This window comes from Cupriavidus sp. H18C1 (assembly GCF_049311595.1).
GTDB lineage: Bacteria > Pseudomonadota > Gammaproteobacteria > Burkholderiales > Burkholderiaceae > Cupriavidus > Cupriavidus cauae.
Genome location: NZ_CP186009.1, coordinates 261608 through 276560, shown reverse-complemented (window position 1 = coordinate 276560; position 14953 = coordinate 261608). Strand labels below are relative to the sequence as shown.

The following is a 14953-nucleotide window of genomic DNA, read 5'->3' as shown; positions in this document are numbered from 1 at the left end:
TTTCGCGACACTAAGCCTGCCTTTAATGTCGCGATTTACCCAATCCCGACATTAAGCGATGCCAAGACCCATCCCAACCCGGCAATACGAAGTGGTCCTGGACGTGGTGGCGCGCCACCCCGAAGGCGTCGGCATTGAGCAGATCGATGCGAGCCTGCACGAGGTTGCGACCAAGCGGACCCTGCAGCGTTGGTTGAACGACCTGATCTCGCAAGGATACCTGCGCCGCGAGCGGGCCGGCCGTGCGACGCGGTATCGGCTCGCGACGCTGATCACCGCTGCGGGCAGCGTCAAGCTGGAGGTGAGGACCACCGGACGGGGCTGTCTTCGGGTGCCCCTGACGGCCGAGACGGAATCGGTCCAGGCCCATGTACTGCAGCCGCTGTCGCAACGCAATCCGGTCGGCTACAACCCGGCGTTTCTCGACGCCTACCGTCCCAATCGAACGTTCTACCTTCCCGAGTCGGTACGCGCGGAGCTGAAGGCGCAGGGCAGCGTGATCGACGCCCATGAGCCTGCCGGCACTTACGCGCGGCAAATCGCGAGCCGCTTGCTGATCGACCTGTCGTGGAACTCCAGTCGCCTGGAAGGCAACACGTATTCGTTGCTGGAGACCGAGCATCTGCTGTCCGTCGGCGAAGCCGCGGAAGGCAAGGACGCGCTCGAAGCGCAGATGATCCTGAACCACAAGGAGGCCATCGAGTTCCTGTTGGCGGGCGCCGAAGAAATCCAGTTCAACCGCTATACGATCCAGAATCTGCACGCGCTGCTTTCCGAGAACCTGTTGCCGGATCCGGCGGCGAGCGGGCGGCTGCGCACCATTGCCGTCGGCATCGGGCAAACGTCGTTCACGCCGTTGGACGGCCCGCAGCGGATAGCAGAATGCTTCGACCGCGTGCTGCTGACGGCGGCTGCCATCGAGGACCCGTTCGAGCAGGCGTTTTTCGCCATGGTCCATCTGCCTTATTTGCAGCCGTTCGAGGACGTCAATAAACGGGTCTCGCGGCTGGCCGCCAATATTCCGCTGATCCGGCAGAACCTGTGTCCGCTCTCCTTCGTCGACGTTCCGCAGCAGGTCTATATCAGGGCCATGCTGGCCGTCTATGAATTGAATCGAGTCGAGTTGCTGCGCGACGTGTTCGTATGGGCTTACCAGCGATCGTGCGCGCGCTACTCCGCTGTCCGGCAGTCGGTGGGAGAGCCGGACCCGTTCCGCATGCGATATCGAATCCAGATCGGCGAGACCGTCGCGCAGGTGGTGCGCATGCGGATGAACAAGGTCCAGGCCGTGGCGTTTATTCGTAACCGCGCCGAGCAGTTGGCGGAGCAAGATCGCTCGCGTTTTGTCGAGGTCGTCGAAACGCAATTGATGACCTTGCATCTGGGCAGCATTGCGCGGTTCCGCCTGCGGCCGAGCGAATTCGAGAAATGGGCCGAAGTCTGGCAGTGAAATAACGCGCGGCTCAGGCAATTCCCGAGCAATTCGCGAGCAGTTTTCCGGGCAGTTTCCGGCAACCCGATATTGCAGCTTTTACAATCCGCGATATCGAGTGGCCGCGATGATTCCCGACGTAACAGGCTTCCAGCGACGGCATGCTTCTTGCCCCGCCCCCGTCATCAGCGAACCACCAAAAGGCCCGCATGAAGCCACGGCAAGACGGTCGCAAGGGAGGCAAGGCAATGAAACGCATCGGCGAGACCGCCCGGTTGCGCGACACTCTGGAATCGGCCGACGACAGGACGGCGGCCAGCGGGGCCGTGCCGGTGCCGCCGGCCGAAGCGCTGACCGGCGAGGTCTGGCGCAAGGGTGCGCGTGTCACGTTGCCCGTCAGGCAATTGCGGCCCACGCAAATGACGGTTGGCCTGTATCACGTCCAGAGCAAGATGGACGTGACCCTGCGCCATCAGGGCCGCAAGCAGATCGAGCTGATGGAGCGGCATCGCATCCATGTCGTGATCGGCCCCGGCCCGGCCTTCTACGTCATCGACCACCATCACTGGGCGCGCGCATGGTATGAGCTCGGCATCGAAAGCGTGCCGGTGGTGATCAAGCACAACTGGAGCGCGCTGCCGCCCGATCGCTTCTGGCTCGAGATGGAGGCGCGGCATCTGGTCCATCCCTACGATCAATACGGCGAGCGGCAGGGGCTCGCCGCCCTGCCGCATTCGCTGGCCGAGATGCGCGACGATCCGTACCGCAGCCTGGAGGCCTTCGCCCAATTGGCCGGCGGCTACGACAAGGTCAAGCAGGCCTATCCCGATTTCCGCTGGGCCGATTTCTTTCGCCGCCATATCGACGGGCGCCTCGACACGGTGCCCGGTTTCGCGCTGGCGCTCGCGCATGCCGTCAAGCTGGCGCGCAGCAGCAAGGCGCGCGGCTTGCCGGGTCATCTCGATGACCGGGAGGATGGCAAGACTCGCGGCAAGGCTGGCGGCAAGGCTGGCGGCAAGGCGAAGCTCGGTTCCATCGGCAAGGACAAGGGCACCAAGTCCAGCAAGTCCGGCGGCTCCGCCAAGTCCGGCAAGTCCGACGGAAAGGCGTGATGACGGCGCGCGCGCAGGCGAGCACGATCGCGCCGGCCGCCGCACTGCCCGAGCGGCTCGACGGGCTGCCTTGGTCGCGCTGGCACTGGCGCGTGGTGATCGCGCTCGGCGTGGCATGGGTGCTCGACGGTCTGGAGGTCACGCTGGTCGGCTCACTCGGCGGCGTGTTGCAGCGGCCCGATACGCTTGGGCTGTCGGCCTCGCAATTCGGCTGGTCGGGTTCAATCTATATCGCCGGCGCGGTGCTCGGTGCGCTGATCTTCGGCCGCCTGACCGATCGACTTGGCCGCAAGCGGCTGTTCCTGCTGACGCTGGCGGTCTATATGGGCGCGACGCTGGCGACCGCCTTCTCGCCGAATTTCGCGGTCTTTGCGCTATGCCGCTTCGTCACCGGCCTGGGTATCGGCGGCGAATACGCGGCGATCAATTCGGCGATCGACGAACTGGTGCCGGCTCGCGTGCGTGGGCGCGTCAGCCTGGCGATCAATGGCAGCTTCTGGCTGGGCGCGGCGCTCGGCGCGGGCCTGAGTCTGGTGCTGCTCGACCCCCCGCGTGCTGGGTCCGGAGCTGGGCTGGCGCGCGGGCTTCGCGCTCGGTGCGATCCTGGCCGTGGCGATCCTGCTGGTGCGGCGCGATGTGCCGGAGAGCCCGCGCTGGCTGCTGACGCATGGCCGCCCGGAAGAGGCGCTGCGGATCGTCGAGCGGATCGAGGCCGAGGTCTACGGGCATTCGGCGCATACCGCCCGCGACGACACCGTGCTGCGAAAAATGCCGCGCACCGCGGGACAGGCGACGCCGTGGCGCGAGGTCGCCGACGTGATGCTGCATCGCTATCGGAGACGCACCGTGGTCGCGCTGGCGCTGATGATCTCGCAGGCCTTCTTCTACAACGCGATCTTCTTCACCTACGCGCTGGTGCTGACGCGCTTCTACGCGGTGCCCGATGGCCGCGTGGCGCTCTATCTGTTTCCCTTCGCGCTCGGCAACGTGCTCGGCCCCTTGATCCTCGGCCCGCTGTTCGACCAGGTGGGCCGGCGCAGGATGATCGGCCTGACCTATTGCCTGTCCGGCGTGGGGCTGGCGCTGACGGGCTGGGCCTTCGTGCAGGGCTGGGTCGAGGCGCGCGGCTTGGCGCTGTGCTGGTCGGCGGTGTTCTTCCTTGCGTCGGCCGCGGCCAGCTCCGCCTATCTGACGGTCAGCGAGGTGTTCCCGCTGGAAATCCGCGCGCTGGCCATCTCGATCTTCTTTGCGATCGGCACCGGCGCCGGTGGATTCGCGGCGCCGGCGCTGTTCGGCATGCTGGTCGAAACGGGCAGCCGGGAGGCGGTGGCGATCGGTTATGCGATCGGCGCGGCGCTGGTGATCGTCGCCGGGCTGCTGGCGTGGCGATACGCGGTCGATGCCGAACGCAAGCCGCTGGAGGCGGTGGCCGCGCCGCTGCGCCCGTATCGCGACTGAGCGACTAAGCGCGACTTAGCACAACTGAGCACGACTAAACGCGCCGGCACGCCGCCGACACCCTCACCAGCCGCTGTGCGCCGCGCCGCTGTCCACGCGCCGGTGCGCGGCAAAGCGTTGCAGCAGGAAATCGACCAGCGCACGGGTCTTCGCCGACAGATGGCTGCGCGTCGGGAACACGATGTAGATATCGGCGTTCGGCAGGCTCCATTCCTTCAGCACCGGCTGCAGCTCTCCGCTGCGCAATAGCGGCGCCACGTCCCATTCGGAACGCACCAGGATGCCATGCCCTTCGCGCGCCCAGCCAAGCGCCGATTCGCCGTCGTTGGTGCTCAGCGGGCCGCGCACCTTGACGGTCTCCTGCCGCGTGCCGCTGCGCAGATGCCAGGTGCCGAACGTCTCGTCGCTCTCGCGAATGAAGATGCATTGATGCCGCGTCAGGTCCTGCGGCGTGGCGGGTGTGCCGGCGGCCTTCAGATACGCCGGGGTCGCGCACAGCAGGCGGCGATTGTTGGCCAGCAGCCGGGCGGTCAGCCGCGCGTCGGGCAACTCGCCGAAGCGGATCGACGCATCGAAGCCCTGTTCGACCAGGTTCACGGGGCGGTCGCTCAGATGCAGCTGCACCTCGACGCGCGGATGCAGCCGCGCAAAGGCGGACAGCGCCGGCGCGATATATCGCCGGCCGAAGCCCAGCGTCGCGCTGATCCGCAGCAGGCCGTGCGGCGTCGCGCCGCTTCCCGCCACGGTGCGCTCCAGCGCCTCGAGTTCGGCGAGCACGCGCGCGCCTTCAACCAGATAGGTCTCGCCCTCGGGCGTGAGGCTGAGCCGCCGCGTGGTCCGTTGCAGCAGACGCACGCCGAGGCGCCGCTCGAGCGCGGCCAGGCGCTTGCTGACCGCGGGGGGCGTCACGCCGAGTTGCTGCGCGGCGGCGGCGAGGCTGCCGTGCTTGTTGACGGTGGCGAAGAAGGCGAGATCGGAAAAGCCGTCCATGAAGGTCTGGTGCAGGGAAGGTACAGGCGATGGTGCAGGTGAGCGCAGCGTCGATTCATGAATGGTGGATTCATGAATTGCGGTTAATCAAGCATGTGCCGAGCGGAAATTATGCTGGTTTTCATCAATGATACGATGCCTTCCACAACAAGACCAATAACCAGACCAATAACGAAACCAATCATCACCAACCCCCCGAGTGGATGGAGACAACGATGAAACTGCAACTCCTTTGCGCCGGCCTGACGCTGGCTTTCGGTAGCACGGTCGGCGCCGCGGGCGCGTACGCCCAGGGCTATCCCGAGCGGCCGATCAAGCTGGTGGTGCCCTACGCGCCGGGCGGCAGCGCCGACATCGCGGCGCGGCTCGTCGCCGACGAATGGGCCAAGGCGCTCGGCGGCACCATCGTGATCGAGAACAAGGGCGGCGCCGGCGGCAATATCGGCGTCGACGCGGTGGCCAAGGCGCCCGGGGACGGCTACACGATCGGCCTGCAGACGGTGTCGCTGGCGATCAATCCGTCGCTGTTCGCCAAGATGCCGTACGACACGCAGAAGGACCTGGCGCCGATCGGCATGGTGGCGAGCTCCCAGCACGTGCTGGTGGTCAACAACCAACTGCCGGCCAAGGACCTGAAGGCGCTGCTGTCGATGCTGAAGGCGCAGCCCGGCAAGTACACCTATGGATCGGCGGGCCCGGGTAGCACCTTCCATATGGCGGCCGAGCTGTTCAAGAGCGTGGCCAATGTGCCGATCGAACATATCCCGTATCGGGGTGGCGGTCCGGCGCTGATGGACACCATCGCCGGCCAGGTCAACATGAGCTTCCCGGTGCTGTCGGCCGCGCAGCAGCAGGTGCAGGCCGGCAAGCTGCGCGCGATCGGCGTGACGGGCCCCAAGCGTTCGCCGCTGATGCCGGACGTGCCGACCATCGCCGAGGCGGGTTTGCCGGGCTATGCCTTCGAGACGTGGTTCATGGTGTTCGCCCCGGCCGGCACGCCGCAGCCGGTGATTGCCAAGCTGAACGCCGCGCTCAATACCGCGTTGAACGCGCCGGCACTGAAGGCCCGCATGGTGCGCGAGGGCTTCGATCCGATGCCGTCCACGCCGGAGCAGGCCCGCGCCCGCTTGGCCAAGGAAATGCCGCTGTGGGCCAGGCTGATCAAGGAGCGCGGCATCTCGGCGGAGTAAGCCGGACACATTGCCCGCGACAGGCGCCGCGGAACATCGCGGCATGACATATCGCCTCATTCGGAACCCTGCATGATTCCCCGCACGCTATATCGCAAGCTGGTCGATTCGCATACGGTCGCGCGGCTCGACGACGACAACGTCCTGCTGTTCTGCGATCTGCATCTGATGAACGAGTACACCAGCCCGCAGGCCTTCGCCGGCCTGCACGAGCAGGGCCGGCCGGTGCTGATGCCGGGGCAGAACGTCGCCGTGGTCAGCCATATCATCCCGACGCACCCCGGCGCGATCCGCGTGATTGCCGACCCCGCCTCGGCCCTGCAGGCCAGCAACCTCAAGGCCAATTGCGACCGGCACGGGATTGCGCTGTTCGATACCAACGACCGGCTGCAGGGCATCGAGCATGTGGTCGCGCCCGAGCACGGCATGATCCGGCCCGGCATGGTGGTGATCTGCGGCGACAGCCATACCACCACCTATGGCGCGCTGGGTGCGCTCGGCTTCGGCATCGGCACCTCGGAGGTCGAGCACGTGCTGGCGACGCAGACGCTGGTCTACCGGCTCGCAAAGGACATGCGGATTCGCGTCGACGGCACGCTGCCGGCCGGCACCACGGCCAAGGACCTGGTGCTGATGATCATCGGCCGGATCGGCGCGCAGGGCGCCCGCGGCTATGTGGTCGAGTTCTGCGGCAGCGCGATCGCATCGCTCAGCGTCGAGGCGCGCTTCACGCTGTGCAATATGGCGGTCGAGGCCGGCGCGCGCGGCGCGCTGATCGCGCCCGACGCGACGGCCATCGATTACGTGCTGCAACGCGCGCCGGATATCGATGAGGAACTGCGGCCGCAGGCGCTCGCCGCCTGGCGCGCGCTGCGCAGCGATGCCGACGCGGCCTTCGACGTCGAACACCGTTTTGATGCCAGCGACGTGGCCCCGCATGTCACCTGGGGCACCAGCCCGGATCAGGTCGTGCCGGTGGGCGGACGGATCCCCGATCCGCTGGAACAACCGGAGGGTCCCGCACGCCGCAGCACCGAACAGGCGCTGTCCTATACGCGCCTGGAACCGCGCGCGCCGATTGAAGGCACGCCGATCCAGCATGTATTCATCGGCTCCTGCACCAACGCCCGCATCGAGGACCTGCGCGCGGTGGCCCAGGTGGTGCGCGGCCGGCGCGTGGCGGACGGGGTGCGAGCGATGGTGGTGCCCGGTTCGGGCGCGGTCAAGGCGCAGGCCGAGGCCGAGGGCATCGCCGCGCTGCTGATCGACGCGGGCTTCGAATGGCGGCAGCCGGGCTGTTCGATGTGCCTGGCGATGAACGACGACGTGCTGGAGGCCGGCGTGCGCTGCGCCTCGACCACCAACCGCAATTTCGAAGGCCGGCAGGGCAGGGGAGCGATCACCCATCTGATGAGCCCGGCGATGGCAGCCGCCGCCGCCGTGACCGGCCGCATCACCGATGTACGCGCACTGGAGCGCCACCATGACTGAACCGCTTCGTATCGACGGCAAGGCCGCGGCGATCCGCATCGAGAACCTGGACACCGATCAAATCATGCCGAAGCAGTTCCTGCGCGGCATCGACAAATCCGGGCTGGCGCAGGGGCTGCTGTACGACCTGCGTTTCGATGCCAGGGGCGCGCCGCGCGCCGAGTTCGTGCTGAATCGCCCGCAATACGCCGGCACGTCGATCCTGATCGGCGGCTCCAACTTCGGTTGCGGCTCGAGCCGCGAGCATGCGGTCTGGGGTTTGCAGCAGTACGGCATCCGCGCGGTAATCGCGCCGAGCTTCGGCGAGATCTTCTATTCGAACGCGATGAACAACCGGCTGCTGCTGGTGATGCTGCCGCCGGAGCAGGTCGCCGCGCTGATGGAGATCGTCGAGGCCAGCGACGGTGGTCCGGTCGGCATCGACATCGAAGCGATGCGGGTGCACGCCGAGGGCTTCGATGCCGGCTTTACGCTGTCGGCGCGCCATCGCGAGATGTTCCTGCAGGGGCTGGACATCATCGGCCGGTCGCTGGCGTATCGGCAGCAGATCGAGGCCTTCGCCGAACGGCGCTGGGCCGCCGAACCATGGACGCGCGACATCGCCGCGGCGACGCGCCGACGGCTCGGCGATAGCGCCGGGTAAGCATCGATTGCCTGCTGCCTGCCTATACTCAATGCAGCCCGCCGGCCTTGACCGGTGTCGCGCCGGCGGCGCCTGGGCGGACTTGTTCCGCCATTTCGTGCAGGCAGCGTCAGGAGGCAGCGATGGGACGCAAATATATCGATTGCCGGGAAATTCCCAGCGACACCAGGTGCACGGTGGCGATCAGCGCCGACAGCGAGGAGGAACTGCTGGAGGCCGCGGTGCAGCATGCGGTGGAGGTACATCATCATGACGATTCGCCGCAGCTGCGCGAGCAGCTGAAGGCCGCCTTCAAGGAAGGCGCGCCGCCGGCATGATTGCAGCCGGCAGCGCGGATGGCGATCGCGATGACCCGCCGGCTTCGAGCCGGCGGTTTCGTTTCTGCCGGCGCGACGTTGCTCGCGGCTGGCCCCTCAGACCGGCGTCGCGGCGAGCGCGGCGTTTTCGCGCTTGAGCGTTTCGCGGGCGCTGGCGACGGCGCGCCGCCGCGCCGCAAGATCGGCGCCGGCCCCTTCCAGCTCCGTTTGCATCGCGACGAGACGCGTGCGCACCAGCGTGGGCGACGGACCGCCGGACGCCATGCGTGCGCGGACACCGTGCACCGGGTCCAGGCAGCGCTGCACCGCCTCTTCGCTCAGGCCGATCGCGCGGCCGATCTGCTGGCGGGCGGCGATGTCCACCATCTCGCTGGTGATGCCGTCGGCCGGCAGCTGCGCGTCCAGCGCCTGGCGCACCACGGCGCCGACGATGTGGTGCGCCTCGCGGAACGACAGGTCGGCCTCGCGCACCAGCGCATCGGCAAGATCGGTGGCCGCGGAGAAATCCCGGCGCGCGCGCAGCAGCATGTTGTCGCGCAGCGGTGTGGCCGAGCCGATCACCAGCGTCAGCAGCCTGGCGCTGCGCACGCATTCGTCGGCGCATTCCCAGAAGCTGCGCATGCTCTCGCGGTTGCCGTCGCCGGTATGCGAGAAGTGGGTGCCCTTGACCGTCGACAACGCGGCGGTCAGCAGGCCGGTCAGATGCGCACCCTTGCCCTTCAGGTATTCGAGCACGACCGGATTCTTCTTCTGCGGCATGATGCTCGACGTCCCGGCCACGCTGTCGGGGAAGTCGATCAGGCCGAATTCCGGCGTGGCCCAGACGAAATAGTCCTGGGCGATGCGGCTCCAGCCGACGGCGGCGATCGTCATCGCCGACATCATCTCCCAGGCGAAATCGCGCGATGCCACGGCGTCGAGCCCATTGGGGACGCAGCGCGAAAAGCCCAGCAACCGTGCCGTTTCCTCGCGCTGGATCGGGAATGCGGTACCCGCCAGCGCGCAGGCACCGAGCGGGCAGGCATCGAGCGCATCGAGCGCGCGCAGCAGCCGCTCGGCATCGCGGGCGAAGGCGTCGGCCAGCCCCACGAGGTAGTAGCCGTAGGTGATCGGCTGCGCCGCCTGCAGATGCGTGTAGCCCGGCATCACCGTGTCGGCGTGCTGCCGCGCCATCGCCAGCGTGGTCGCGCGCAAGGCCTGGATCGCCTCGAGCAGCGCCAGCCCGGCATCGCGGGCGCGCAGCCGATCATGCGTGGCGAGGATGTCGTTGCGGCTGCGTGCCACATGGAGCCGGCCGCCGGCGTCGGCGCCCGCGGTCTGCATCAGCTGCGCTTCGTAGTTGAAGTAGGCGTCTTCGCGCGCCGGATCGAGCGGCACCGCGTCGGGGCCCGCGAGTTCCATTTCCTCCAAGGCCCGCGCGATCCGCGCCGCCATCGCGCGCGGCACCAGCCCCGCGGCATGCAGCATCAGCAGATGGGCCTGGTTGATGTCGGTGAGATAAGGGAAACCGCTGGCGAAATCGCGGTTCAGCCGTGGCAGATAGATCAGTTCGCACACTTCGGGAGCGGTGGCCTGCTGCAGGCGGCGGCTGACTTTGGAAGCGGTGTGGTTTGCGGTGCTGTTGGTGGCGCTGTTGGCGCTGTTGGCGCCGTGGGTGGTGTCGATTGCGTTCGTGTCCATATGGCCTGGGAGGGGGAAGTGGCATTGCGTTGTGGGCCAGTATGGAAATCGTCCCCCATATCGTCAAATCAGAATATACGGTCGTCGCATACTGATTTGATATACCATCGCCCCGCGCTTTCTCCACGACGACACGATGAACTTCAAGCAGATCGAAACCTTCCGCGCGGTGATGCTGTCGCGCTCGATGACCATTGCCGCGGAGCAACTGCATACCTCCCAACCGAATGTCAGCCGCGTGATCGCGCAGCTCGAACGCGAGGCCGGCTTTCGCCTGTTCGAGCGCATCGCGGGCCGACTGGTGCCGACGGTCGAGGGCGAGGCGCTGTTCCGCGATGTCGAACGCGCCTTCGTCGGCCTGGATACGTTGCGCGATTCGGCCCGCGCGATCCGGCAACTGGGCACCGGCACGCTGCGCATCGGCGCGGTGCCGTCGATCGCGATGAGCGTGATGTCGCCCGCGATCCGCGAATTTCGCAAGCGGCATCCCGACGTCGCAATCTCCGTCCATACCAGCGATTCGCCAACGGTCGCCAAATGGACCGCGACGCAGTTCTGCGATTTCGGACTGGTGTCCTACGTGGTCGATACAGCGGGCGTCGAGGCGACTTCGCTGCGCGATGTGCAGGGCGTCTGCATCGTGCCTGCCGATCACCGCCTCGCGCGCAAGCGGCGCATCGTGGCCAGCGATCTCGATGGCGAAACCTTTATCTCGCTGACCCACGGCGACGGCACGCGCGCCGCCATCGACGCCGCGTTCGCGCCCGATCGCCGCAAGCTGACGCTGGAGACGCCATACGCCGCGACCATCTGCACGATGGTCAGTATGGGGTTGGGCGTCAGCGTGGTGAACCCGATGGTGATCCGCACCCTGCGGATTGCCGGCGTCAAGGCGCTGCCGTTCGCGCCGGCGATCACGTTCAACAGCTATGTATTGCGCGCCCGGCAGCATCCGGAGCCGGTGCTGGCGCGGGCGTTTCTCGATTGCCTGCGGCGGGCGATCGGCTGAGCGCGAGATGGGCAGTCGGATAACCGTGGCTACAATGACCCACGGTTATCCGACTGCCATCTGACCAACAAAAGGGAATCACGCCATGCCAAAACATATCGGCATCGTCGGCTGCTCCGCCGAGGGCGCCGCGCTGTGCTATCGGACCATTTGCGCCGAAGGCGCGCAGTTTCTCGGGCCGCACGGGCATCCCGAGATCTCGATGCATACGCCTTCGCTGGCCGACTATGTTGCCTGCCTGGATCGCGGCGACCTGCGCGGTGTCGGCGATCTGATGCTCGATTCCGCCAACAGGCTGGCCCGGGCCGGCGCCGATTTCCTGATCTGTCCGGACAACACGATCCATCAGGCGTTCGAGCATGTCGCGCCGCATTCTCCGCTGCCCTGGCTGCATATCGCCGAGGTAGTCGCCGACGAGGCGGCTCGGCGCGGCTATCGCAAGCTTGGCGTGACCGGTACCCGGTGGCTGGTCGACAGCGAGGTCTATCCCGAAAAACTGGCGGCACGCGGCATCGAGGCGGTGCGGCCGGGTTTGCAGGAGCGCGCGGAGATCGGGCGCCTGATCATGGACGAGCTGGTCCGCGGCGTGCTGCGAACGGAAACCACTGCGTACTTCCAGAGCGTGATTGCCGGCCTGAAGGCACAGGGCTGCGATGCGGTGGTGCTCGGCTGCACCGAGATTCCGCTGATCATCAGCGATGCCAATTCGCCGCTGCCAACGCTCGACTCGACGCGGCTGTTGGCCCGCGCGGCCCTGCGGCTGGCGGTGGCGGTGGAGCCGGACCGATGAAGCCTAACGTTGTGGCGCTCCTGCCACAAATCTGGCCTCCGACCGTGGGGGGTATTGCGGCAAACTTGTTGCGTCGCAGCAGATGGTATATAGTGACGTCTGTCTCCTCCACCACCTCGGTGGATTCCAGCCGCGCGAAACTTCGCGCGGTTTTTTTCGCCCGTACGAGGGCGGCCAGGCGTGCCCGGCAGGGTCGGTTTTCCCGGCGATTTCCGCATATCGTAAGACGCGCCGCGAGAATGGCGGCTTGCGGGCGTCACGCTGCACCACACCGGCGATCCGCCCGCACCATCGCGCGGCAAGCCCGCACCACCCCGGCGAATACACGGTCCCGGTCGCCAATTTATTGCGTCGCAACATCGAATCTCATAGAGTGGCTGAAACGTCGATTTCCGCTACCCGATGCGCGTTGTATCTGCTCTGAGCCGCCCTGTTTCCACCGTTGCCGCCGCTATCCTCGCCACTGTTCGCGAGACGGCAATGAAAGCCCGCGACGCCGGCCTGTGCCGCCGCGGCGCGGTCTATGGCGCCTCCTTTCTCGCCCTGGCCACGATGGGTTGGTTGGGCTCGGACCAGGGCCTGCTATGGTCGGCCACCGCGTCGATCTGGACCTGCCTCGCCGATCCTGGCGGCACCGCGCGCGACCGCCTGCCTCCGCTTGCGGCGGTAGGCGTCGGCGGCGCGCTCGCCAGTGCGATGGGCGGGGCATTGGCCGGCAGTCCCGTGGCGGCTGTGCTGGTGGTGCTGTCGGCCGGCCTCGCCGCCGGCATGGTCGAACTGCGCGGCACGGCCGCTGCGTTGTCGGCCAAGTTGCTGTACGTGGTGTTGATCGCCGCCTGCCTGCAACCGGTCGGCGAGGCGAACGCCGCCGTATGGGCCCTGGAGCTGGGGCGGAACTACCTGCTTGGCGGCGTGTTTGCCTGCGTGGTCTCCCTGGGGCTGCTGCCGTCGGCGCGCGATACGCGGCCGCGGCCGCAGATGGTGGCGGTGTTCGCCGCGCTGGAGGTGCTGGCGCGCGCGCTGGCCGAAGCCGCCGCGCTTGCCGGCGACCGCGACACGAACGCGCAGGTGGGGGCGCAGGCCGATGGGCACGTGCGGGCGCAGGAGGAAGGGCAGGTGGGGATGCAGGCAGACGGGCAGACCGATATCGCCAAGCGACGCGTTCGCGAACGGATCGAGCAGGCGCGCGACCTGATCGCGACGCAGCGTAGCTGGTTCGATCCGGCCACGTTGCTGCATTACCGCTATCTGATCGCGATGGCCGAGGCGGTGTTCGGCCTGCTGATCGTCGCTTCCGATCTGCGCGGCAGGCGCGGCCATGAACGGCTGCCGCTGCGCCACCTGCATCGCTGCCTCGACGACCTGCGCGAGCAGATCGAGCAGGGTCTGGCGCGCCATGCGGCCGATCTGCCGGCGCTGGCGCGGTCGATGTATTTGCAGCTCAAGCGCCTGCACGGCCAGGTCGCCAATGCCGGCGCGCCGCCGCTGTATCACGCCGCGCTGGCATCGCTGGCGCGCTTTCCCGACTTTGCCGCATGGCGCGCGTCTTTCCATTGGCCGCGCCGCTCGCTATGGATCGGCCTGCGCGCGTGGGGAACGACGCTGGCCGAGCTCGGTGCGCGCGATGCGCGCGTGACGCGCCACGCGGCGCGGCTGGCGCTGGCCGGCGGCCTCAGCCTGCTGCCCGGTCTGGTCTGGCAGCTCGATCACGGCTACTGGGTTGCGGTGACCGTGATCATGGTGCTGAGCCCACAGTTGCAGACCACGCGCCGTATTTCGCTGCAGCGCTTCGCCGGCTCGCTGGGCGGCGCGCTGCTGGCCTGCCTGGTGGGGCTGCTGCATCCCGCCGACCCAGTCGCGCTGGCGATCAGCGCGGTGTCGCTGTCCGCCGCCTATGTGGCCCGCCTTGCCGGCAGCCCGGGCCTGTTCGCGCTGATGCTGACGCCGGCGGTGATCCTGTTCTCGTGGATCGGCGAACCCGCGTCCGACAGCAGCCATGTCGCGATGCTGCGCGGCGCCGATACCGCGTTCGGCTGCCTGATCGCGCTGGCGAGCTATCTGGTGCTCGCCCCGCGCGCCGAACTGTCGCGGGCCCGCCGGCGAGCGCGGGAAGCGGTGGCCATCCATGCGATCTATCTGCGCGCGGCCTTTGCGCAGGCACTGTCCGATGCCGAACTGGAACCGTCCGAGACGCGGCTGGAAGCGCTGCGCGTGGCCGCGGGCCGGGCATCGGTGCGCGCGGAGCAAGCGCTCGAGCAGGCCGGCGCCGAGCTGGGCCCGACCATCGTCGCGGAATTCGCGCGGCTGCATGTGACCGTGCGCAGGATGGCGGCACTGGCCGGCGTGATCCGCGCGGAAGCGGTCGGCAGCGAAGCGCCGGTGCCCGCGGGCGCCGACACGCGGGGTTGGCTTGCGCAAGTACAAGACGAACTGGCGACGCTCGCGGCGCGGCCGGGAGAGGGCGCAGCAACCGACATCGCCGTGAAGAGCGAAGACACGAAGCACGACGTCACCCATCAGGCCGCGCCGCAATGGCGCGACCGCTTCCTGCTCGAACAGGCAATGCTCGCCCGCCGCTATGCCGCGCAGGCGCACGCCGGCGTGGCGGCGATTGCCACGATGGTCCCCGCGCGCGGCGGCCGCTGGCGTCGCGTCCTGGCGGCCGGCTGAACGGCTCCTGAATTGCTTTCGGGCCGGCATCGACCTGCTTTCTGGCTGGCATCGACCTGCCTTCTGGCCGGCATCGACCGGTTGCCGACCGCCTTCTCGCCATCAAGCAAAAAAGCCCGACGGCAGGTCGCCGTCGGGCTTCGGGGATTGCCGGCGCGGGGCCGGCATCGG

At 67.7% G+C, this 14953-nt stretch carries 12 protein-coding genes and 1 pseudogene; 11 read left to right on the top strand and 2 right to left on the bottom strand.

The annotated features are described in order from the left end of the window. Positions 1-58 precede the first annotated feature (58 nt). The 4 genes and pseudogenes from OJJOAM_RS17085 (at position 59) to OJJOAM_RS17070 (ending at position 4002) form a co-directional block, all read left to right on the top strand. Complete coding sequence (locus OJJOAM_RS17085; protein ID WP_422650501.1) at positions 59-1450, top strand: Fic family protein; 1392 nt, start codon at positions 59-61, stop codon at positions 1448-1450. A 230-nt stretch (positions 1451-1680) separates the two neighbouring features. Then, positions 1681-2544: a ParB-like protein gene (locus OJJOAM_RS17080; RefSeq protein WP_422650500.1), complete on the top strand. Its 864-nt coding sequence runs from the start codon at positions 1681-1683 to the stop codon at positions 2542-2544. Continuing rightward, positions 2544-3026: pseudogene (locus OJJOAM_RS17075) on the top strand (MFS transporter); the annotation flags it as partial. The gene OJJOAM_RS17080 and the pseudogene OJJOAM_RS17075, both read left to right, overlap by 1 nt. A 70-nt stretch (positions 3027-3096) precedes the next feature. Then, a complete protein-coding gene (locus tag OJJOAM_RS17070; protein WP_422650499.1) occupies positions 3097-4002 on the top strand; it encodes an MFS transporter in 906 nt (301 codons plus the stop codon). 63 nt (positions 4003-4065) lie between these two features. On the opposite strand, the gene OJJOAM_RS17065 is transcribed toward OJJOAM_RS17070, so the two are convergent. After that, complete coding sequence (locus OJJOAM_RS17065; RefSeq protein WP_422650498.1) at positions 4066-4992, bottom strand: LysR substrate-binding domain-containing protein; 927 nt, start codon at positions 4990-4992, stop codon at positions 4066-4068. Between the two features lie 215 nt (positions 4993-5207). Between OJJOAM_RS17065 and OJJOAM_RS17060 the strand changes: the two genes are divergently transcribed. The 4 genes from OJJOAM_RS17060 to OJJOAM_RS17045 all read left to right on the top strand — a co-directional run bounded on the left by OJJOAM_RS17060 (position 5208) and on the right by OJJOAM_RS17045 (position 8633). Then, positions 5208-6182: a tripartite tricarboxylate transporter substrate binding protein gene (locus OJJOAM_RS17060; RefSeq protein ID WP_422650497.1), complete on the top strand. Its 975-nt coding sequence runs from the start codon at positions 5208-5210 to the stop codon at positions 6180-6182. A gap of 72 nt (positions 6183-6254) precedes the next feature. Next, entirely contained in the window at positions 6255-7673 is a 1419-nt protein-coding gene (leuC, locus tag OJJOAM_RS17055) for a 3-isopropylmalate dehydratase large subunit (protein WP_422650496.1), read from the top strand. Then, entirely contained in the window at positions 7666-8316 is a 651-nt protein-coding gene (leuD, locus tag OJJOAM_RS17050) for a 3-isopropylmalate dehydratase small subunit (RefSeq protein WP_422650495.1), read from the top strand. Before leuC ends, leuD begins: the two co-directional genes overlap by 8 nt. Before the next feature lie 122 nt (positions 8317-8438). Further along, positions 8439-8633, top strand: a complete 195-nt coding sequence (locus tag OJJOAM_RS17045) for a DUF1059 domain-containing protein (RefSeq protein ID WP_422650494.1) — start codon at positions 8439-8441, stop codon at positions 8631-8633. A 96-nt stretch (positions 8634-8729) separates the two neighbouring features. On the opposite strand, the gene argH is transcribed toward OJJOAM_RS17045, so the two are convergent. Then, complete coding sequence (argH, locus tag OJJOAM_RS17040) at positions 8730-10313, bottom strand: argininosuccinate lyase (RefSeq protein WP_422650493.1); 1584 nt, start codon at positions 10311-10313, stop codon at positions 8730-8732. A gap of 136 nt (positions 10314-10449) precedes the next feature. On the opposite strand from argH, the gene OJJOAM_RS17035 reads away from it, so the two are divergent. From OJJOAM_RS17035 to OJJOAM_RS17025, 3 genes are all read left to right on the top strand, one after another. Continuing rightward, the gene (locus OJJOAM_RS17035) at positions 10450-11322 is read left to right on the top strand and encodes a LysR family transcriptional regulator (RefSeq protein ID WP_422650492.1); all 873 of its coding nucleotides are present in this window, start codon (positions 10450-10452) and stop codon (positions 11320-11322) included. Between the two features lie 85 nt (positions 11323-11407). Beyond that, a complete protein-coding gene (locus OJJOAM_RS17030; protein WP_422650491.1) occupies positions 11408-12112 on the top strand; it encodes an aspartate/glutamate racemase family protein in 705 nt (234 codons plus the stop codon). A 480-nt stretch (positions 12113-12592) separates the two neighbouring features. Further along, entirely contained in the window at positions 12593-14782 is a 2190-nt protein-coding gene (locus OJJOAM_RS17025) for an FUSC family protein (protein ID WP_422650490.1), read from the top strand. Positions 14783-14953: the final 171 nt, after the last annotated feature.

Bases quoted from the DNA above. Each gene is read 5' to 3' on its own strand.
- OJJOAM_RS17085 (WP_422650501.1), top strand. From the start codon at position 59: ATGCCAAGACCCATCCCAACCCGGCAATACGAAGTGGTCCTGGACGTG.
- OJJOAM_RS17080 (WP_422650500.1), top strand. From the start codon at position 1,681: ATGAAACGCATCGGCGAGACCGCCCGGTTGCGCGACACTCTGGAATCG.
- OJJOAM_RS17065 (WP_422650498.1), bottom strand. From the start codon at position 4,992: ATGGACGGCTTTTCCGATCTCGCCTTCTTCGCCACCGTCAACAAGCAC.
- OJJOAM_RS17060 (WP_422650497.1), top strand. From the start codon at position 5,208: ATGAAACTGCAACTCCTTTGCGCCGGCCTGACGCTGGCTTTCGGTAGC.
- leuC (WP_422650496.1), top strand. From the start codon at position 6,255: ATGATTCCCCGCACGCTATATCGCAAGCTGGTCGATTCGCATACGGTC.
- leuD (WP_422650495.1), top strand. From the start codon at position 7,666: ATGACTGAACCGCTTCGTATCGACGGCAAGGCCGCGGCGATCCGCATC.
- OJJOAM_RS17045 (WP_422650494.1), top strand. From the start codon at position 8,439: ATGGGACGCAAATATATCGATTGCCGGGAAATTCCCAGCGACACCAGG.
- argH (WP_422650493.1), bottom strand. From the start codon at position 10,313: ATGGACACGAACGCAATCGACACCACCCACGGCGCCAACAGCGCCAAC.
- OJJOAM_RS17035 (WP_422650492.1), top strand. From the start codon at position 10,450: ATGAACTTCAAGCAGATCGAAACCTTCCGCGCGGTGATGCTGTCGCGC.
- OJJOAM_RS17030 (WP_422650491.1), top strand. From the start codon at position 11,408: ATGCCAAAACATATCGGCATCGTCGGCTGCTCCGCCGAGGGCGCCGCG.
- OJJOAM_RS17025 (WP_422650490.1), top strand. From the start codon at position 12,593: ATGAAAGCCCGCGACGCCGGCCTGTGCCGCCGCGGCGCGGTCTATGGC.